This window comes from Xanthomonas sp. NCPPB 901, from assembly GCF_056725085.1.
Window position 1 is genome coordinate 515,001 of the sequence record NZ_CM161511.1, and the last position, 19,074, is coordinate 534,074.

Here is a 19,074-nt window from a genome sequence, read left to right on the forward strand (position 1 = left end):
GGAAAGGCATAGACAGCCAGGAGGTTGGCTTAGAAGCAGCCACCCTTTAAAGAAAGCGTAATAGCTCACTGGTCGAGTCGGTCTGCGCGGAAGATTTAACGGGGCTAAGCAGTGAACCGAAGCTTGGGGTGCATCGCGATAAGCGATGCGCGGTAGAGGAGCGTTCCGTAAGCCTGTGAAGGTGGATTGAGAAGTCTGCTGGAGGTATCGGAAGTGCGAATGCTGACATGAGTAACGACAATGCGGGTGAAAAACCCGCACGCCGAAAGCCCAAGGTTTCCTTGCGCAACGTTAATCGGCGCAGGGTGAGTCGGCCCCTAAGGCGAGGGCGAAAGCCGTAGTCGATGGGAAGCAGGTTAATATTCCTGCACCTCGCGTAAGTGCGATGGAGGGACGGAGAAGGTTAGGTGTACCGGGCGTTGGTTGTCCCGGGGAAAGGCGGTAGGTTTGGATCTTTGGCAAATCCGGGATCCTTTAAGACCGAGCACCGAGACGAGTCTTTTAGACAAAGTCACTGATACCACGCTTCCAGGAAAAGCTCCTAAGCTTCAGCTTACGCAGACCGTACCGTAAACCGACACAGGTGGGTAGGATGAGAATTCTCAGGCGCTTGAGAGAACTCGGGTGAAGGAACTAGGCAACATGGCACCGTAACTTCGGGAGAAGGTGCACCCTTTTTGGTGGCTCGTGCGAGCTATAGCTGAAGAGGGTCGCAGAAACCAGGCCGCTGCGACTGTTTATCAAAAACACAGCACTCTGCAAACACGAAAGTGGACGTATAGGGTGTGACGCCTGCCCGGTGCTGGAAGGTTAATTGATGGGGTCAGCCGCAAGGCGAAGCTCTTGATCGAAGCCCCAGTAAACGGCGGCCGTAACTATAACGGTCCTAAGGTAGCGAAATTCCTTGTCGGGTAAGTTCCGACCTGCACGAATGGCGTAACGACAGCGGCGCTGTCTCCACCCGAGACTCAGTGAAATTGAAATCGCTGTGAAGATGCAGCGTTCCCGTGGCAAGACGGAAAGACCCCGTGAACCTTTACTATAGCTTTACACTGAACGTTGAGTTCGTCTGTGTAGGATAGGTGGGAGGCTATGAAACCATGGCGCTAGCTGTGGTGGAGCCATCCTTGAAATACCACCCTGTCGTGCTTGACGTTCTAACCTAGGTCCGTTATCCGGATCGGGGACCGTGTATGGTGGGTAGTTTGACTGGGGCGGTCTCCTCCTAAAGAGTAACGGAGGAGCACGAAGGTACGCTCAGCGCGGTCGGACATCGCGCACTGTGTGCAAAGGCATAAGCGTGCTTGACTGCAAGATCGACGGATCAAGCAGGTACGAAAGTAGGTCTTAGTGATCCGGTGGTTCTGTATGGAAGGGCCATCGCTCAACGGATAAAAGGTACTCCGGGGATAACAGGCTGATACCGCCCAAGAGTTCATATCGACGGCGGTGTTTGGCACCTCGATGTCGGCTCATCACATCCTGGGGCTGTAGTCGGTCCCAAGGGTATGGCTGTTCGCCATTTAAAGTGGTACGCGAGCTGGGTTCAGAACGTCGTGAGACAGTTCGGTCCCTATCTGCCATGGGCGTTGGAGATTTGAGAGGGGCTGCTCCTAGTACGAGAGGACCGGAGTGGACGAACCTCTGGTGTTCCGGTTGTCACGCCAGTGGCATTGCCGGGTAGCTATGTTCGGAAGCGATAACCGCTGAAAGCATCTAAGCGGGAAGCGCGCCTCAAGATGAGATCTCCCGGGACACAAGTCCCCTTAAGGAACCATGTAGACTACGTGGTTGATAGGTCAGGTGTGTAAGTGCAGCAATGCATTGAGCTAACTGATACTAATGATCCGTGCGGCTTGACCATATAACCTCAAGATGCTTCCTCATAAGCATCCCTTAGCGCGACACACGTCGATCGCTCTCACTCGCTCGCTACATCACACCCTATGAGAGGCTGGCGCCCATGCCGTCCTCGGTCCATCGACCGAGTACCGCACGCGGCGACACTCCAACCGTCTCCCTGGTGAAATTAGCGCTGTGGAACCACCCGATCCCATCCCGAACTCGGAAGTGAAACGCAGCTGCGCCGATGGTAGTGTGGCTCAAGCCATGCGAGAGTAGGTCATCGCCAGGGGCTTTACCCCAAATCCCCGTCCCACAAGGACGGGGATTTTTTATTGCGCCTGGGAAAAGCGCACTGCCGCGCGTGGGCGCATCGTCAGGCTGAAATGGACCCATTGGCAGCGGCGCCTGCCCTCACCGGTAAAGCCCATCGCGGCTGAAGCCGCTCCCACAGCTCAATCAGGGGCCCGCCCCAGGGGGGCGGAAGCAGGTGCATCGAGGTGTCCTGAAGGCGTCATTGGTGGTGCGGACAGGACATGCGCCGCTCCGCCGCGCGGCGTGCTTGCATGGTCAGATCAGGAAACGGACCGAGGCATCGCGCCCCAGACCGATCTGCGATGCCCCGACACCACTGCATTGAAGATGCGCAATGGCGCGTGCCGCTGTAGTCGCGTTGCAGTCCCTCCGTGAAGCCGCCGCTGGATGCTGGCGTTCCAATGCCCGTGGGGACGACGGCGCTAGCGCGGCGAATCCGGCAATGTGCTGATCGACAGCCGCAAGGACGCCGTGCCGTCGGAGTCGTGCACGTGCGGAGGGCCTGCACATGCAACTGCCATCGCGTTCGCTGTCCAGGCTCCGGCGTCGTCCACATCGTGCTGCGCGTTGATCGCTGCAGCTCATTCGCAGCCCCACGTCAGCGATGCCCCTCATCGCCGTCCTCCACGTGATCGATGAGGTGGGTCTGCGTTCAGCTATACGCGTGCGCCAGTCCACAACTATCCGTCCGCACAGCAAGTTTTGGATGGGCGCATCGCACTGTTCCATCCTGTGATGCGTCTCTTTCAAGTCACGCCGCTTAGACTTTTTCCCGATTCTGGCGACCGCGTGGGCATCTATTGCCTGCTTCGCGCATCGTCTTTCGGCTCCTCCACCCACGATGAGGTCTTTGTCATGAGCCAAGCCCATGGATATGCCGCCCAGGCGTCCAATCAGCCGCTGACCCCCTTCACCTTCGAGCGCCGCGCGCTCGGCGCGCACGACATCAGCATCGAGATCCTCTACTGTGGCGTCTGCCACTCGGATCTGCACACCGCCCGCAACGAGTGGCAGAACACCCAGTACCCGTCGGTCCCGGGCCATGAAATCGTCGGCCGCATCACCGCGGTGGGCGACCAGGTCGGCGCCTTCAAGGTCGGCGACCTGGCCGGCGTCGGCTGCATGGTCGATAGCTGTCGGCATTGCGCCTCCTGCGCCGATGGCGAGGAGCAGTACTGCGAGAACGGCTTCGTCGGCACCTACAACGGCCCGATGTTCGGTGGCGAGAACACCTACGGCGGCTACTCCGATCACATCGTGGTCGACGAGAAGTACGCGCTGCATATCCGCCACGATGTTTCGCAACTGGCCGCGGTGGCGCCGCTGCTGTGCGCCGGCATCACCACCTATTCGCCGCTCAACCACTGGAAGGTCGGCCCGGGCAAGAAGGTTGGCATCGTCGGCCTGGGCGGCCTCGGGCACATGGGCGTGAAGATCGCTCACGCCATGGGCGCGCACGTGGTGCTGTTCACCACCTCGGCTGGCAAGCGCGAGGATGCGCTGCGCCTGGGCGCGAACGAAGTGGTGGTGTCGAAGAACGCCGACGAAATGGCGGCGCACACCAATAGCTTCGACTTCATCCTCAATACCGTGGCGGCACCGCACGATCTGGATGCGTTCCTGGCCTTGCTCAAGCGCGACGGCACCATGACCCTGGTCGGCGCGCCGGCCGAGCCGCATCCGTCGCCGACGGTGTTCAACCTGATCATGAAGCGGCGCCAGTTGGCTGGCTCGCTGATCGGCGGCATCCGCGAGACCCAGGAAATGCTGGATTTCTGCGCCAAGCACGGCATCGTGTCCGACATCGAGACGATCGAGATGGCGCAGATCAACGAGGCCTACGAACGCATGCTCAAGGGCGACGTGAAGTACCGCTTCGTCATCGACATGGCCAGCCTGGCACAGACTAAGCAGGCGGCCTGAGGCGGTTGTCCGCGGTAGCGGCCGGTTACCACGGACACATCACGCGTCACCGCGCGACCATGGAAGCCCGGGCAGGAGCATGCCCGGGCTTTTCTTTTGGAGAGCGTGCCGCTTAGTGTGCCGCAAGGGCAACGGATCCATCGCCTCCAGGCGACGGATCGCGGCATCTGAGGGACGCAGTCACTATGCACCGGATGATCGAGCCGACCGATGCGCAGAGCAGTGCATGGGCGCAGAGCGAGCTACCCGGGTTAGGGACAATGCTCAGTGACGGCAGCGAATGCGGGTTGCCGCGGTCGAAGAAGACCGTTAAAAACGCCAGTTCGAGTCGCTACGGCAGACCGGCAGACCGGCAGACCGGCATACCGGCATACCGACCGACTGCCTACGACTGCGCGTTGTACGCCAATGGGGCGCGGACATCCAAGCGACCGGTGCGCGATCCGCCGGTGTAGGAGCGGCTTCAGCCGCGACCAGAGTGACGGGAGCGTCCGTCGCGGCTGAAGCCGCTCCTACAGGTGCGCTTTCTGTCGTGATTCGAGGCATCTCGAAGAGGCCCCCAGAACAGTGCACCCGCAACGCGCCGTTGAACATGATCGGATGGAAGCTGGCACCGCGATGATGGCAACGCATGCCGTCGTATTCCGCGCGCCCCATGCCGCCCGTCGCATGACCGACGCCCACAAATGACAACGGCGCCGAAGCGCCGTTGCCATGACACCGCAGAACGCAGCCGCCTACTTGGCGGAGGCAGGCGCCGCTGCCGGCAGCGACGTCGGCCGGCCCATCATCTTGTCGCGTGCGGCCTTGAACGGATTGTCCGGGTACCAGTTCGGCCAGCTGTCGCCTGCCGCCAGTTCCTTGCCGAGGCCGTAGACCGCCTGCAGGTCGTCCATCACGCCATCGAGCTTCCAGGTCGCCGGGTCGTACTCGTCGGCCGGCGTGTGGTAGCGCTTGGCGTAGTCCGCCGCGGCACGGCGTCCGGCCTCGATGCCGCCGTCGACCAAGTCCTCGCCGCCGTCGATGTACAGCGCGGGCACGCCGGCCTTGGCGAAGTTGAAGTGATCGGAACGGAAGTAGAACCCGCTCTGCGGCGCGTCCTCGGCGTGCAGCACGCGGCCTTGCGCGGCGGCGATGGGCTTGAGCATGTCTTCCAGTTGGGAGCTACCGAACCCGTTGACCACCAGGTCCTTGGCGCGCCCGGCCACCGGCATCGCGTCCAGGTTGATGACGCCGGCGATCTTGTTCAACGGGAAGGTCGGATGCGCCACGTAGTACTTGGAACCGAGCAGCCCCGACTCTTCCAGGGTCACCGCCAGGAATACCACCGAGCGCTCGGGCTTGGGCTGCTGGTGCACGAATGCATCGGCGATTTCCAGGATGCCGGCCACGCCGGTGGCGTTGTCGACCGCGCCGTTGTAGATGTTGTCGCCGGGTTCGCCGTCGTGCTTGCCCAGGTGATCCCAGTGCGCCATGTACAGCACCGCTTCGTCGGCGCGGCTGCTGCCGGGCAGCACGCCGACCACGTTGCGCGAGGTCTTCTCGGCGATGGTGCTCTTCAGGTCCACCGAGAGCTTGGCCTTCAGCGGGACCGGCTTGAAGCCGCGCTTGCTGGCGTCCTTGTACGCCTGCGCCAGATCCAGGCCGGCATCGGCGAACAGCTGCTTGGCCGCCGCGGCGGTGATCCAGCCCTGCACTGGGATGCGCGGCTCCGGATCGTCCTTCGCCGGCAGGTCGTACTGCGCGCCGGACCAGGAATTCTTGACCACGTCCCAGCCGTAGCTGGCGCCGGGCGTGTCGTGCACGATCAGCGCGGCGGCGGCGCCCTTGCGCGCGGCTTCCTCGAACTTGTAGGTCCAGCGCCCGTAGTAGGTCATGCGCTTGCCTTCGAACAGGCTGCCGTCGCCGGTGTGGAAGCCGGGGTCGTTGACGAACATCACCACGGTCTTGCCCTTCCAGTCCTGGCCGGCGTAGTCGTTCCACTTCTGCTCCGGCGCGTCGACGCCGTAGCCGACGAAGACCATGTCGCTGCCGTCGAGCTTGACCTCGGGCTGGCCGGTGCGCGTGCCCACCACCATGTCGGTACCGAAGGCGAGCTGGCGCGCCGTGCCGTCGTGCGCGATGGTGAGCGTGGTGCCGGGGGCGGCGGTGGTCTCGGTCATCGCCACGTCCTGGAACCAGCTGTCGCCGTTGCCCGGTTGCAGGCCGATGCGCTGCATCTGGTCGCGGATGTAGGCGACCGTCTTGTCTTCGCCCGGCGTGCCGGGACCGCGGCCTTCGAAGGCGTCGGAGGACAGCGTCTTGACCAGTTCGGCGAAGTCCGCCGGCGCGATCCCGGTCGAAAACGCATGCGTGGGCGGCGCAGCGGGCGCGGGCGTCGCGGCCGGTGGCGCGGCGTCGGCGGCCGGGGCGGGCGCTTCGCGTTTGCACGCGGTCAGCGCCGCCGCCGCGGCCAGGCACAGCACGAGCTTGCGGGACATGAGGGCTCCTGGTGGCGAAGGACCCCTGGATTCTATAGGCAAGCCGCGCCCGCCCGGGCAGGCGCGGCGACGCGGCACGGCTCAGTTGTTCGGCGCGGTGTCGCCGTCGAAGGGCAGCGCGGTGGCGCCGGTGATCGGTCCGGTCTTGGCGCTGCGGTGCACGTAGAGGGTGACTTCGCGCTCGAAGCGCAGCGGACCGTCGATCACCGCACGCGGGCCGACGATGACCCGCGGCTTGCGCGCCGGCTTGAACGACATGCTGAAGCTGGGCTTGTTGATCGAGATGCCGCCGCCCACATGCGAATCGTGGCCGACGGTGATGTCGCCGTTGACCGTCTCGATGCCATGGTCCAGCTGCGTGGCGACCAGGCCGATGCTGCCGTTGACGCTCTCGATGCCGCCGCCGACACGGCTGCCGCGGTCGACGAAGATGCCGCCGTTGACGGTTTCGATGGAACCGGCGACCTGTGCGCGCTCGGCGATGGTGATGCCGCCGTTGACCGTGGACAGCCCCTTGGTCTGCGCGCCGTCGGCGACCTTGACGCTGCCGTTGACCGTTTCCACGCTGCCCACCTGGGCGCCGGACTGGACCTTGATGCTGCCGTTGATGGTTTCCAGGTCCCCGTACTGCTGGCCGGCGTCGGCGGTGATGCTGCCGTTGACCTTGCTGATGCCCTCGCCCGCGAATGCCGGGCCGGCCATCAGGGCCAGAGCCAGCACAACCGCCAGATGCATGCGTTTCATCCCTCACCTCCCGGGCGCCGACACCGCGGCGGCAATCAATCGTGGGGCGATCACAACACGCTTCGCTACAATCCACACCTGCCTGAAGTCACTGGACCTCCCCTTGCCCGCAACCGCTCCTGTCCCGTTGCGTTCCACCGCATCTCGCGCGGTCGAGCGGTGTGCGCCCGGGCATGGGCGCCGGCTGTTGTGCAGCCTGCTGGCGGTGGCGTGGCTGCTGACTGCCGGGTTGGCCGTGGCGCAGAATCCGCGCGAGGCGGAAAAGCGCCTGGAGAAGGTGCGCGGCGAGCTGAAGAGCGTGGCCGAGGAGCGCCGGCAACTGGAAGGCAAGCGCGGCGACGCTGCGCGCCAGTTGCGCGAGGCCGACGAAAAGGTCGCCGCCACCGGCCGCAGTCTGGCGCAGACGCAACAGGCGCTGCAGCGGCACCAGCAGACCCTGGCCGAGCTCGAACGCAAGCGCGATGGCCTGCGCAGCGGCTTGGCGCGCCAGCGCGCCGAACTGGCGCAGCTGCTGCGCGCGGCCTACGCCATCGGCAGCAATGCGCCGCTGAAGCTGCTGCTGGCGCAGGACCGCGTGGCCGATGCCAACCGCCTGCTGGCCTATCACCGCTATCTGCAGCGCGAGCGCGCGCAGCGCATCGCCACGCTGACCCACGAACTGCAGGCGCTGGAACAGGTGCAGCGCGAGGTCGTCGAACAGAAGCAGCAACTGAGCGAGGCCCAGCGCCGCCAACAGGAACAAGCGCAGGCCCTGCAACGCGACCGCAAGCAGCGCGCCAGCGTGGTCTCGGAACTGGACCAGCGCTACCAGGACCGCAGCGAACGCGAGAAGGCGCTGGGCCAGGACGCCAAGGCGCTGGAAACCCTGCTCGCCAACCTGCGTGCCGCCGCGGCGCGCGCCGAGGCCGAGCGCCGTGCCGCGGCCAGGCGCGAAGCGGCCGAGCAGGCGGCGCAGGCCAAGGCCGCGGCGAAGGCCGGGCGTGGCGGTGGCAAGGTGCCGCCCAGGGTGGTCGCCTCGGCGCCGCCGTTGAAGGTCGGTGGCCTGGGCTGGCCGCTGTCGGGCGACCTGATCGCGCGCTACGGCGGCCGGTTGCCCGACGGGCGCACCAGCAGCGGCGTGCTGATCGCTGCGCCCGCCGGCAGCACCGTCACCGCGGTCGCCGACGGCACCGTGGTGTTCTCCGACTGGATGACCGGCTACGGCATGATCCTGATCGTGGATCACGGCAACGGCTACATGAGCCTGTACGCGCACAACGACACCCTGCTGCGCGACGCCGGCGCCAAGGTCAAGCGCGGCGATGCGGTGGCCAAGGTCGGCAATTCCGGCGGCCAGGGCCGCCCGGCGCTGTACTTCGAATTGCGCCGCAATGGCCAGCCGGTGGATCCATCGTCGTGGCTGCAGCGCCGCTGAGCCACGCCGCTGCGGCGCGTTCAACGCGAATTTAGCTCGGCTTCGCGCATAATCCGGACAACCGCGCCGTGCACGGTGCGGGTCTTCCCCAATCGGAGTGCTTCATGCGCGTAGTCCTGTCCGCAGCCCTGTTGCTCGCTCTGGCGCCGCTGCCGTCGATGGCGCAACGCGCCGAGACGCAGACGCCCACGGCCCCGGCGGCCAGCGCCGACGATCCGGATAGCACCGAATCGGCCAGCGCCAAGGTGCCGCTGGACGAGATCCGCCGCTACGTCGCGGTCTACAACGCGGTGAAGGAAGCCTACGTCGATCCGGTCGACGACAAGAAGCTGATGCAGTCCGCGATCCGTGGCCTGCTGCTGGACCTGGATCCGCACAGCACCTATTTCAGCAAGGAAGACGCCGAAGCCTTCGACGAGCAGACCAGCGGCGCCTACGACGGCATCGGCGTGGAGCTGCTGCAGTTGCCGGACAACACGCTCAAGGTGGTGTCGCCGATCGACGACACGCCCGCCGCGCGCGCCGGCCTGCGCTCGGGCGACATCATCATCGCCATCGACGGCAAGCCGATCAGCGCAGTCAAGGCGATGGAGCCGCTGCGCGGCGAGGCGGGCAGCAAGGTCGTGCTGACCATCGCCCGCGACAAGGTCGACAAGCCGTTCGACGTCACCCTGACCCGGCAGACCATCCGCGTGGCCAGCGTGCGCAGCCGCATGCTCGAACCGGGCTACGGCTACATCCGCATCAGCACCTTCCAGGCCGATACCGGCGCCGATTTCCACAAGCAGCTGCAGCAGTTGCAGGCGCAGGCCGGCGGCAAGCTGCGCGGGCTGGTGCTGGACCTGCGCAGCAATCCGGGCGGCCTGCTGACCGCGGCGGTGCAGGTGGCCGACGACGTGCTCGACAAGGGCACCATCGTCAGCACCCGCGGGCGCATCTCGGTCAGCGATTCCAAGTTCGACGCCACGCCCGGCGACCTGCTCAACGGCGCGCCGATGGTGGTGCTGGTGGATGCCGGCTCGGCCAGCGCTTCGGAAGTGCTGGCCGGCGCGCTGCGCGACAACAAGCGCGCGCGCATCGTCGGCAGCCGCACCTTCGGCAAGGGCTCGGTGCAGACCGTGCTGCCGCTGGACAACGGCGACTCGGTCAAGCTGACCACGGCGCGCTACTACACCCCCAGCGGCAAGTCGATCCAGGCCAGCGGCATCGTGCCCGACGTGGTGCTGCACCCGGAGGCCAGCGCGGACGATGCCGACAAGCCGGCCGCGATCGCCGACTACAGCGAAGCGACCCTGCCGGGCCACCTGCATGGCGACGACGAGGGCGCCGAGGGCTACACCGCCGGCGACGTGCTGCCGGGCGATGGCCCGATCGCGCAGGCGCTGGCCGAACTGAAGCAGCCCGGCGCGGTGGCACGGGCGGCCGCGGCGGCACCGGCCGGCAAGGGCAAGGCCAAGCCGGCGCACAAGCCGACGGGCGTGGCGCCGAAGGCGGCGCCGGCGAAGCCGCCGGTGGTGGAACCGGCCAAGCCTGAAGCGGCCAAGCCGGCGTCCAGCGCCGCCGAACCGGCGCCTGCCTCCGGTTCCTGAGCCGGTCGCGGCGCGCAATAGCCCGGGCGCGCCGCAGGCGCTGCGCGAGGGCGTCAGCCGCGCGCGGTCAGCACCTCGGGATTGGCCAGGTGCTGCGGCGCGCCGGCGGCGAAGGCCAGTACGTTGTCGAAGGCGGTCCCGAGGTAGAGCGCGTAGCTGGCCCGTTCGACGTAGCCCAAATGCGGCGTCGCCAGCACGCGCGGGTGCCGCAGCAGCGGATGCTGCGGATCCAGCAGCGGTTCCTGCTCGAACACGTCCAGTGCCGCCTGCCCGGGGCGGCCGGCTTCCAGCGCCGCCAGCAGCGCGCCGGGGGCGAGCAGTTCGGCGCGGCTGGTATTGACCAGCAAGGCGTCCGGTTTCATCCGCAGCAGGTCGTCCAATCCGATCTGGTGGCGGGTGGCCGCGACCAGGCGGCGATGCAAGCTGAGGACGTCGCTCTCGGCGAACAGCGCCGCGCGGCTGGTGGCGACCGCGAAGCCGTCGGCCCGCGCCTGCGCGCAGCTGTCTTCGCTGCCCCACACCTGCACCTGCATGCCGAAGGCGCGGCCGTAGGCGGCGACGCGGCGGCCGATCTTGCCGTAGCTCCAGATGCCCAGCGTCAGGCCATCCAGGCTGCGGCCCAGCTGCGCATCGCCGGTGGCCTGCCAGCGCCCGGCCAGCAGCGCATCGCGGTAGGCCGGCAGGCGCCGGCTGGCCGCCATCAGCAGCGCCCAGGTCAGTTCCGCCGGCGCCACCGGCGAGCCGACGCCTTCGGCCACGGCCACGCCGCGGGCGGTGCAGGCGGCCAGGTCGATGTGCTCGCCGATCCGCCCGGTCTGGCTGATCAGGCGCAGCTTCGGCAGTTGCGCCAGCAGGGCGTCGTCGATGCGGGTGCGCTCGCGGATCAGCACCAGCGCCTCGGCCTCGGCGGCGTGGCGGACCAGGGTCGCGCGGTCGGGCGCCAGCGCGGTCAGCACCTCGACGTGGTGCGCCTGCAGCCGCGCGAAGCAGGGCAGGTGGCGCACCGCATCCTGATAGTCGTCGGCGACCAGGATGCGCATCGGCTCAGCGTGGCTTGCCGGGCATCGGGAACGGCGTGACCACTTTTTCGCCGGTGGCCGCGTCGCGGATCGCCGACGGCCCCTTCTTCTCCACCTCTTCGATGCGCACGATGCTCTGCATCGGCAGGTGCAGGGTCTTGGTGGCGCCGAACTCCTCGCGCAGGCGCTCTTCGGTGGGATCGATCACCAGCCCGTCGTGCACGTCGAACACCAGCGTGCCGATCTCGGTGAAGCCCCACAGGTGGCTGCTGCCGACGTGCTGGCAGTACAGCTCGTAGACCTTGCCGTGGTTGAGGAAGGTCACTTTGTACAGGTGCTTGAACATGCCCGCAGTATAAGGCGCGCCTGTCCCCGCACGCGGCTCAGAAGCCCTTGCGCTTGCGCAGCCGCCGTGCGATCGCCGCGCGCACGTACAGGCCGTAGACCATGCCGAAGGCGAACCCGGCCAGGTGCGCCGACCACGCCACCATGCCGAACGCCGGGCCGATGTAGGCGAACACCACCTGCAGCGCCGCCCAGGTGCCGATCAGCAGCGAGGCAGGGGCGCGCACGAATTCCAGGAACAGCCCCAGCGGCAGCACCACGCCGAGCTTGGCCCGCGGGAACAGCGCTAGGTAGGTGCCGATCAGCGCCGAGACCGCGCCGCTGGCGCCGATGATCACCCGGTCCGGGGTGCCGATCGCGAACACCGCAGCCAGGTTGGAGATCGCCCCGCCGCCCAGGAACAGCAGCAGGAACCGCCACGGCCCCAGCACGCGCTCGGCGGGCAGGCCGAAGATCAACAGGAACACCAGGTTGCCGAGCAGGTGCGACCAGTCGGCGTGCAGGAACAGCGCGGTGAACAGGCGCAGCACGCTGCCGTCCTGCACCGTGGCCAGCCAGTCGCGCGGGCTGCCGACCCCGGCCGAGAGCGCACCCCAGTCCAGCCACAGCGTCGCGCGCGCCTCGTCGGGGCGGCTGATCGACCACAGGAAGGCCAGCCACATCGCCGCGAACAGCAGCGGGGTGGCCCAGCGCAGCGTGGTGCGTTCGCGGGATGGGATGGAGACGAACATGCGAAGGAGGGGAACCGGAAACTGCTAGGGACGCCACGATAACGGCTTCATCCGGCTGAACACACGCCCACTCCACACGAACCTGAACGTATCATGTCGTTATTGTTGAGTTAACGCGGAGGCGTATACTCGCATACGGCGTCGTATGTCGGGAGGGGACTCCGGCGCGCCTTTCCGGACCTTTTCGGCCCGGGAATGCGCAGGCGCGAACACAGACAATTCGTCTTCCGGAGAAAAACTAGCCATGCAAAACGCAACCCAGTTCGTCCGTTTCACCGCTCTGGCCGTCGGCATCGTCGGCGCGCTGGCCATGGGCCAGGCGCACGGCGCCGCGTTCCAGCTCAAGGAGAACAGCGCCAAGGGCCTGGGCCGCGCCTTTGCCGGCTCCGGCAGCGCCCCCGGCGACGCCTCCATCATCGCCACCAACCCGGCCGGCATGCGCCAGCTCGACGGCCGCCAGTTCCAGGCCGACGTCAGCGCCATCCAGTTCTCGGCCAAGTACCAGGGCGACGGCGGCACCTACGCCACCGGCGCGCCGATCTCCGGCGGCCGCGGCGGCGACGCCGGCATGATCGCGCCGGTCCCGGCGGTGTACTTCCACCTGCCGTTCGGCGAGAACAACAACATGCACTTCGGCTCCTCACTGACCGTGCCGTTCGGCTTCAAGACCGAATACGACCGCGACTGGGTCGGCCGCTACAACGGCGTCAAGACCGAGCTGCAGGCGATCGACCTGAACTTCGCCTTCTCCTACGACGTCAACCCGTACGTGTCGTTCGGCGCGTCGGTGTTCGCCGAGCGCCTGGACATCGACCTGAGCAACGCCGTCGACTTCGGCACCATCCTGGCCTCGCGCCGCGTGCCGGGCTTCGCGCCGGGCAGCGCCGACGGTTTCTCGCGCATCAAGGGCGACAACACCGCGGTCGGCTTCACCCTGGGCGGCCTGTTCAGCGTCGACGAGCACACCCACATCGGCTTCAGCTACCGCTCGCAGGTCGAGCACAAGATCACCGACGGCGACGCCGACTTCACCGTGCCGGGCAGTGCGGCCACCGTGCTGGCCGTCGCCGCGCCGGGCACCTTCGTCGACACCAAGGGCCGCGCCACGGTCAAGCTGCCGGCCAGCGCCACCGCCAGCTTCACCCATGACATCAACGAGCAGTGGACGGTGATGGCCGACGTCACCCGCACCGCCTGGAGCAAGTTCGACAAGGTCACCGTCGACTTCGCCTCCAACCAGCCCGACAGCGTGCTGGACTTCTCGTACCGCGACACCACCTTCGTCTCGCTGGGTGCCGACTACCGCATGAGCGACACGCTGACCCTGCGTGGCGGCCTGGCCTACGACCAGACCCCGACCACCGACCAGCACCGCGACGTGCGCGTGCCGGACGCGAGCCGCAAGTGGGTCTCGCTGGGTCTGACCTGGAAGCCGTCCGAGCAGGCCGAGTACAGCTTCGGCTACACCCACCTGTTCACCAGCGATCCGAGCATCGCCACCACCAGCGCCACCGGCAACCGCCTGGTCGGCGACTACGACGTGAGCGGCAACGTGCTGGCGGCCTCGGTCAACTACAAGTTCTGATCGCAGGCGCTTCGCAGCTCACGAAAAAGCCCCGCTTCGGCGGGGCTTTTTTTGTGCCTGTCCGCGGCGTGCGGTGCACGCTGCGGCAGGCCGCGCTCGGCGCAGGTTCCGGGCGGAACGCTGCGCCAGCGGGGCGGCTCAGTCGCCCAGGGTCAGCAGCGAGGCGTTGCCGCCGGCGGCGGTGGTGTTGACCGTCACCACCTTCTCGGTGGCGAAGCGCAGCAGGTAGTGCGGGCCGCCGGCCTTGGGGCCGGTGCCGGACAGGCCCTGGCCGCCGAACGGCTGCACGCCGACCACCGCGCCGATCTGGTTGCGGTTGACGTAGACGTTGCCCACCGCCACCCGCGAGGCGATGCGCTCGATGGTCTCGTCGATGCGCGAATGCACGCCCAGGGTCAGGCCGTAGCCGGTGGCGTTGATCTGGTCGATCACCGCGTCGAGCTGGTCGGCCTTCCAGCGGATCACGTGCAGCACCGGGCCGAAGATCTCGCGCTGCAACTGCGCCAGCGACTGCAGCTCGTAGGCGCGCGGGGCGAAGAAGCTGCCGTGCGCGGTGGCCGCGTCGGTGGCGGCGACGGCGATGGCGCGCGCTTCGCGGTCCATGCGCGCGGCGTGATCGGTGAGGATCTGCAGCGCATCGGCGTCGATCACCGGGCCGACGTCGGTGGACAGCAGGCCCGGGGCGCCGACCTTCAGTTCGGCCATCGCGCCGGCCAGCATGGTCATCACCTTGTCGGCGATGTCGTCCTGCACGAACAGCACGCGCGCGGCCGAGCAGCGCTGGCCGGCGGAGATGAAGGCGCTGGAGATCGCGTCCTTGACCACCGCTTCGGGCAGCGACGAGGAGTCGGCGATGAAGGCGTTCTGGCCGCCGGTCTCGGCGATCAGCACGCCGATGGCGGCATCGCGCGCGGCCAGCGCGCGGTTGATCGCGCGCGCGGTCTCGGTGGAGCCGGTGAAGGCGACGCCGGCCACGCGCGGATCGCGGGTCAGCGCGGCGCCGACGGTGGCGCCGTCGCCGGGCAGGAACTGCACCACCGCCTCCGGCACGCCGGCTTCGTGCAGCAGCTTCACCGCGGCATGGCCGACCAGGTTGGTCTGCTCGGCTGGCTTGGCGATGACGCTGTTGCCGGCGGCCAGCGCCGCGGCGACCTGGCCGAGGAAGATCGCCAGCGGGAAATTCCACGGGCTGATGCACACGAACACGCCACGGCCGTGCAGCTGCAGTTCGTTGGATTCGCCGGTCGGCCCGGGCAGGCGCTCGGGCGCACCGAACTGCGCGCGTGCCTGGCCGGCGTAGTAGCGCAGGAAATCCACCGCCTCGCGCACTTCGGCGACGCCGTCGGGCAGGGTCTTGCCGGCTTCCTTGACGCACAGCGCCATGAACTCGGGCATGCGCGCTTCCAGCAGGTCGGCGGCGTGTTCGAGGATGGTGGCGCGGCTGGCGGCCGGGGTGCGGTTCCAGGCCGGGTAGGCGGCCGCGGCATTGCTCAGCGCCTTTTCCACGGTGGCGGCATCGGCCGGCTTCCAGTGGCCGACGACCTGGCGGCGGTCGGCCGGGTTGGCGACCGGCAGCGCATCGCCGGCGATCACCGCGCCGGGCACCAGCGGCGCGGCCTGCCAGGGCTTGAGCGCGGCGTTGAGCTGGTCGGCCAGCGCGCGCAGGTCATTGTCGTTGGCGAGGTTGGCGCCCATGGAGTTCTTCCTGTTGTGGTTCTGGCTGCGCAGCAGATCGACCGGCAGCGGAATCTTCGGATGCGGGATGGAGGCGAACGCGGACACCGCTTCGACCGGATCGCGGATCAGGTCTTCGATGGCCACGTTCTCGTCGGTGATGCGGTTGACGAAGCTGGAGTTGGCGCCGTTCTCCAGCAGGCGCCGCACCAGGTACGGCAGCAGGTCCTCATGCGAGCCCACCGGCGCGTACACGCGGCAGGGCACGCCGAGGCGGTCGGCGGGGATCACCTCGGCGTAGAGGTCGTCGCCCATGCCGTGCAGCTTCTGGTGCTCGTAGTCGCGGCCGCCGGCGATGGCGCGCACCGCGGCGATGGTCTGCGCGTTGTGGGTGGCGAACATCGGATACAGCGCGTCGCTGTGCGCGAACAGGCGCTTGGCGCAGGCCAGGTAGGACACGTCGGTGTTCTGCTTGCGGGTGAACACCGGATAGCCCGGATGGCCTTCGACCTGCGCGCGCTTGATCTCCGCGTCCCAGTAGGCGCCCTTGACCAGGCGTACCGGGATGCGGCGGCCGACGCGGCGCGCCAGGTCGGCGAGGAAGTCGATGGTGTACGGGGTGCGCTTCTGGTACGCCTGCACCGCCAGACCGTAGCCTTCCCAGCCGTCCAGCGAGGGATCGGAGAAGGTGGCCTCGATGATGTCCAGCGACAGTTCCAGGCGGTCGGCTTCCTCGGCATCGACCGTGTAGCCGATGCCGTAGGACTTGGCCAGTTGCGCCAACTCCAGCACGCCCGGCACCAGCTCGGCCATCACCCGCGCGCGCTTGGCGTGCTCGTAGCGCGGGTACAGCGCCGAGAGCTTGATCGAGATGCTGGGCGCGGCGAACACCGCGTCCTTGCCGCCGCCCTGCGGGCGCTGCGCGGCGAAGTGCTTGCCGATGGCGTGGATCGCCTGGCGGTAGGCATCGAGATAGCGCTGCGCGTCCTTCATCGTCAGCGCGCCTTCGCCGAGCATGTCGAACGAATAGCGGTAGTGGGCGTTGTCGCCCTTCTTCGAGCGGGTCAGCGCTTCGCCGATGGTCCGGCCCATCACGAACTGGTGGCCCATGATCTTCATCGCCTGGCGCACCGCCAGGCGGATCACCGGCTCGCCGACGCGGCCGATCAGGCGCTTGAACGCGCCGGCCACGTCGGCGCGGGTGAGGTCGTTGATCTGCACCAGCTTGCCGGTGAGCATCAGGCCCCAGGTCGAAGCGTTGACCAGCAGCGAGTCGCTCTCGCCCATGTGCTTCTTCCAGTCCGCATCGCCGAGCTTGTCGCGGATCAGTTTGTCGGCGGTGTCCTGGTCGGGGATGCGCAGCAGCGCTTCGGCCACGCACATCAGCAGTACGCCTTCCTCGCTGCCGAGATCGTACTGGCGCATGAAGGCCTCGATCGCACCCTGGTCCTGGGCGCGAGCGCGTACCCGGGTGACCAGGTCGGCGGCCAGCGCCTGCACCTTGGCCTGGTCGGCCGCGGGCAGGCGCGCCTGCTCGAGCAGTTCGCGCACGTGTTCGGCTTCGTCCTTGAGCCAGGCGGCGGTGATCGCCGCGCGCAGGGCCTGCGGCGCGGGCGGGAGTTCGGGGGACAGCAACGGCGAAGGAGACGCGGACGGCATCGCCGGAACAGAGCCGGCGCCAGGCAGAGCGTTCATGCAGGAAAGGCCAGGGACAGAGCCCGCTATTTTATGTCAGCGCCTGCACGCGCAGGGCGTTACCGGCATCGCCGCGGCGATGCTGCGCGTGCCCAGGCTGAACACGAATCTAGTTGCGCTGCAGCATTTTTTGTGGTGAACGCGCGCTTGCCGCCGCGCAGGCCCGGGGCTACCATCCAGGCGTGCTCGCGGCTCGGGCGCGAGCGGTTCGGAAGCGCGGTTCGACATGATCGAAATGTTTCCGTTTTCTCCGGAGGGGTCGGGTACGCAGTTGCTGCTGCGGCCGCCGCGGGCGTTGAATGCCCGGCAATTCGTTCTGTTGTTCGTCGCACTGGCCGGGGCGATGTTGGCCGTGGCCGGGCTGGGCTGGCTCGCCGGCAATGTGTTCGCGCCTGCGTTCGCGCTGTTGCACAGCATGGTGGTGGCGCTCGCGCTGCATTGGTCGTGGCGCGGCGGCGAGCGCGAAGAGGAGATCCGGGTGGGTCCGGCGTGCGTGGAAGTGACCCATCCGAATGCAGGAACGCCGGCGTTCCGCGCCCATCCGCACTGGGTGCGGTTGCGGATCGAAGGCGACGACAGGGTGGTGCTGGCATCCAGCGGCAAGCAGGTCCGGGTCGGCGAGTTCCTCGGCCCCGACGAACGCCGGCAACTGGCGCAGACCCTGGAAGGCTTGCTGGCGGCCGCGACCGGCCGCAACCGATGACGCTCCAAGGGGTCTAGGCAATGAAGCAACGCGGCGGGTGGGTGCAACAGGCGGTCAGGGGCGGGATGGCGTTGGCGGCGGCGATGGCCGCACCGCTGGCATGGGCGCAGTCGGCCGATCCCAAGCCGTGGCAACTCAACATGGGACGGGGCGTGACCCAGAGCGCGCGCAACGCCTACGACGCGCACATGGTCGCGCTGTGGGTCTGCGTGGTCATCGGCGTGCTGGTGTTCGGCGCGATGGCCTATGCGATCTTCAAGTTCCGCAAGTCCAAGGGCGCGGTGCCGGCGCAGTTCACCCACAACACCAAGGCCGAGATCGTGTGGACGGTGATCCCGGTGCTGATCCTGATCGTGATGGCCTGGCCGGCCACGGCCAAGCTGATCGCGATGTACGACACCCGCGATGCCGAGATGACGGTGAAGGTCACCGGCTACCAGTGGATGTGGCGCTACGAATACCTGGGCGAGAACGTGGCGTTCACCAGCCGCCTGGCGCGCAGTTCCGACCGCCTGCGGCAGAGCGGCGCCGTGCCCACGATCGAGCAGGATCCGCACTACCTGCTGGACGTGGACAACCGGCTGGTGCTGCCGGTGAACACCAAGGTGCGTTTCGTCATCACCGCCGACGACGTCATCCACGCCTGGTGGGTGCCGGCGCTGGGGTGGAAGCAGGACGCCATCCCCGGGATCATCAACGAGGCCTGGACCAGCATCGACACCCCCGGGGTATACCGCGGCCAGTGCGCCGAGCTGTGCGGCAAGGACCACGGCTTCATGCCGATCGTGGTCGAGGCGGTGAGCAAGCAGGACTTCCAGAAGTGGCTGGCATCGCGCAAGCCGGCACCCGCCGCCGCGCCCGCGCCGGCCACGCCGGCGGCCCCGGCCGCCGCGCCGGCCACGTCCGACCCCGCTGCGGCGCCCGCGGACGCTCAGGCGCCGGCGGCGCCGCCGCAGGCGCGGCTGTCGCGTCCTCGTCCCGACTCGCACCTGACCGTGCAAGCCGCCTGATCTCC

12 protein-coding genes and 2 rRNA genes (1 of these 14 cut by a window edge) are annotated in these 19,074 nt (G+C 67.6%); 8 read left to right on the top strand and 6 right to left on the bottom strand.

The features are described 5' to 3' along the window. The 3 genes from AC1PME_RS02215 to AC1PME_RS02225 all read left to right on the top strand — a co-directional run. Nucleotides 1–1,864: ribosomal RNA gene (locus AC1PME_RS02215) — 23S ribosomal RNA — on the top strand (it extends 1,016 nt beyond the left edge of the window). Nucleotides 1,865–2,019: 155 nt separating this feature from the next. Continuing rightward, nucleotides 2,020–2,134: ribosomal RNA gene (rrf, locus tag AC1PME_RS02220) — 5S ribosomal RNA — on the top strand. 878 nt (nt 2,135–3,012) lie between these two features. Continuing rightward, on the top strand, nt 3,013–4,080 hold the full coding sequence (locus tag AC1PME_RS02225; RefSeq protein ID WP_481097169.1) for an NAD(P)-dependent alcohol dehydrogenase: 1,068 nt from the start codon (nt 3,013–3,015) through the stop codon (nt 4,078–4,080). Nucleotides 4,081–4,817: 737 nt separating this feature from the next. Here the strand turns inward: AC1PME_RS02225 and AC1PME_RS02230 are convergent. Further along, nucleotides 4,818–6,560: a M28 family metallopeptidase gene (locus tag AC1PME_RS02230; RefSeq protein ID WP_481097170.1), complete on the bottom strand. Its 1,743-nt coding sequence runs from the start codon at nt 6,558–6,560 to the stop codon at nt 4,818–4,820. A gap of 81 nt (nt 6,561–6,641) precedes the next feature. Further along, nucleotides 6,642–7,304, bottom strand: coding sequence for a hypothetical protein (locus AC1PME_RS02235; RefSeq protein WP_481097171.1), 663 nt, complete (start codon nt 7,302–7,304; stop codon nt 6,642–6,644). Nucleotides 7,305–7,407: 103 nt separating this feature from the next. Between AC1PME_RS02235 and AC1PME_RS02240 the strand changes: the two genes are divergently transcribed. Together AC1PME_RS02240 and AC1PME_RS02245 are read left to right on the top strand one after the other, a co-directional pair. Beyond that, nucleotides 7,408–8,718: a murein hydrolase activator EnvC family protein gene (locus tag AC1PME_RS02240; RefSeq protein WP_481098051.1), complete on the top strand. Its 1,311-nt coding sequence runs from the start codon at nt 7,408–7,410 to the stop codon at nt 8,716–8,718. Between the two features lie 104 nt (nt 8,719–8,822). After that, nucleotides 8,823–10,307 (top strand): S41 family peptidase, encoded by a 1,485-nt coding sequence (locus AC1PME_RS02245; RefSeq protein WP_481097172.1) that lies wholly within the window; start codon nt 8,823–8,825, stop codon nt 10,305–10,307. Between the two features lie 53 nt (nt 10,308–10,360). On the opposite strand, the gene AC1PME_RS02250 is transcribed toward AC1PME_RS02245, so the two are convergent. Genes AC1PME_RS02250 through AC1PME_RS02260 form a run of 3 tightly spaced genes read right to left on the bottom strand, consistent with a single transcriptional unit; the run spans nt 10,361 to nt 12,402 of the window. After that, nucleotides 10,361–11,347: a D-2-hydroxyacid dehydrogenase family protein gene (locus tag AC1PME_RS02250; RefSeq protein WP_481097173.1), complete on the bottom strand. Its 987-nt coding sequence runs from the start codon at nt 11,345–11,347 to the stop codon at nt 10,361–10,363. 4 nt (nt 11,348–11,351) lie between these two features. Continuing rightward, a complete protein-coding gene (locus AC1PME_RS02255) occupies nt 11,352–11,672 on the bottom strand; it encodes a DUF1820 family protein (RefSeq protein WP_209032314.1) in 321 nt (106 codons plus the stop codon). A 37-nt stretch (nt 11,673–11,709) separates the two neighbouring features. Further along, nucleotides 11,710–12,402: a rhomboid family intramembrane serine protease gene (locus tag AC1PME_RS02260; protein ID WP_010340917.1), complete on the bottom strand. Its 693-nt coding sequence runs from the start codon at nt 12,400–12,402 to the stop codon at nt 11,710–11,712. A gap of 244 nt (nt 12,403–12,646) precedes the next feature. Between AC1PME_RS02260 and AC1PME_RS02265 the strand changes: the two genes are divergently transcribed. Continuing rightward, nucleotides 12,647–13,987, top strand: a complete 1,341-nt coding sequence (locus AC1PME_RS02265) for an outer membrane protein transport protein (RefSeq protein WP_254460085.1) — start codon at nt 12,647–12,649, stop codon at nt 13,985–13,987. Between the two features lie 138 nt (nt 13,988–14,125). Here the strand turns inward: AC1PME_RS02265 and putA are convergent, their stop codons facing one another. Then, the gene (putA, locus tag AC1PME_RS02270) at nt 14,126–17,320 is read right to left on the bottom strand and encodes a bifunctional proline dehydrogenase/L-glutamate gamma-semialdehyde dehydrogenase PutA (RefSeq protein WP_481098052.1); all 3,195 of its coding nucleotides are present in this window, start codon (nt 17,318–17,320) and stop codon (nt 14,126–14,128) included. Nucleotides 17,321–17,582: 262 nt separating this feature from the next. Between putA and AC1PME_RS02275 the strand changes: the two genes are divergently transcribed. Together AC1PME_RS02275 and coxB are read left to right on the top strand one after the other, a co-directional pair. Next, nucleotides 17,583–18,059: a DUF2244 domain-containing protein gene (locus AC1PME_RS02275; protein ID WP_481097174.1), complete on the top strand. Its 477-nt coding sequence runs from the start codon at nt 17,583–17,585 to the stop codon at nt 18,057–18,059. 20 nt (nt 18,060–18,079) lie between these two features. Continuing rightward, nucleotides 18,080–19,069, top strand: a complete 990-nt coding sequence (coxB, locus tag AC1PME_RS02280) for a cytochrome c oxidase subunit II (RefSeq protein ID WP_254460087.1) — start codon at nt 18,080–18,082, stop codon at nt 19,067–19,069. Nucleotides 19,070–19,074: the final 5 nt, after the last annotated feature.

Bases quoted from the DNA above. Each gene is read 5' to 3' on its own strand.
- AC1PME_RS02225 (WP_481097169.1), top strand. From the start codon at position 3,013: ATGAGCCAAGCCCATGGATATGCCGCCCAGGCGTCCAATCAGCCGCTG.
- AC1PME_RS02230 (WP_481097170.1), bottom strand. From the start codon at position 6,560: ATGTCCCGCAAGCTCGTGCTGTGCCTGGCCGCGGCGGCGGCGCTGACC.
- AC1PME_RS02235 (WP_481097171.1), bottom strand. From the start codon at position 7,304: ATGAAACGCATGCATCTGGCGGTTGTGCTGGCTCTGGCCCTGATGGCC.
- AC1PME_RS02245 (WP_481097172.1), top strand. From the start codon at position 8,823: ATGCGCGTAGTCCTGTCCGCAGCCCTGTTGCTCGCTCTGGCGCCGCTG.
- AC1PME_RS02250 (WP_481097173.1), bottom strand. From the start codon at position 11,347: ATGCGCATCCTGGTCGCCGACGACTATCAGGATGCGGTGCGCCACCTG.
- AC1PME_RS02255 (WP_209032314.1), bottom strand. From the start codon at position 11,672: ATGTTCAAGCACCTGTACAAAGTGACCTTCCTCAACCACGGCAAGGTC.
- AC1PME_RS02260 (WP_010340917.1), bottom strand. From the start codon at position 12,402: ATGTTCGTCTCCATCCCATCCCGCGAACGCACCACGCTGCGCTGGGCC.
- AC1PME_RS02265 (WP_254460085.1), top strand. From the start codon at position 12,647: ATGCAAAACGCAACCCAGTTCGTCCGTTTCACCGCTCTGGCCGTCGGC.
- putA (WP_481098052.1), bottom strand. From the start codon at position 17,320: ATGCCGTCCGCGTCTCCTTCGCCGTTGCTGTCCCCCGAACTCCCGCCC.
- AC1PME_RS02275 (WP_481097174.1), top strand. From the start codon at position 17,583: ATGATCGAAATGTTTCCGTTTTCTCCGGAGGGGTCGGGTACGCAGTTG.
- coxB (WP_254460087.1), top strand. From the start codon at position 18,080: ATGAAGCAACGCGGCGGGTGGGTGCAACAGGCGGTCAGGGGCGGGATG.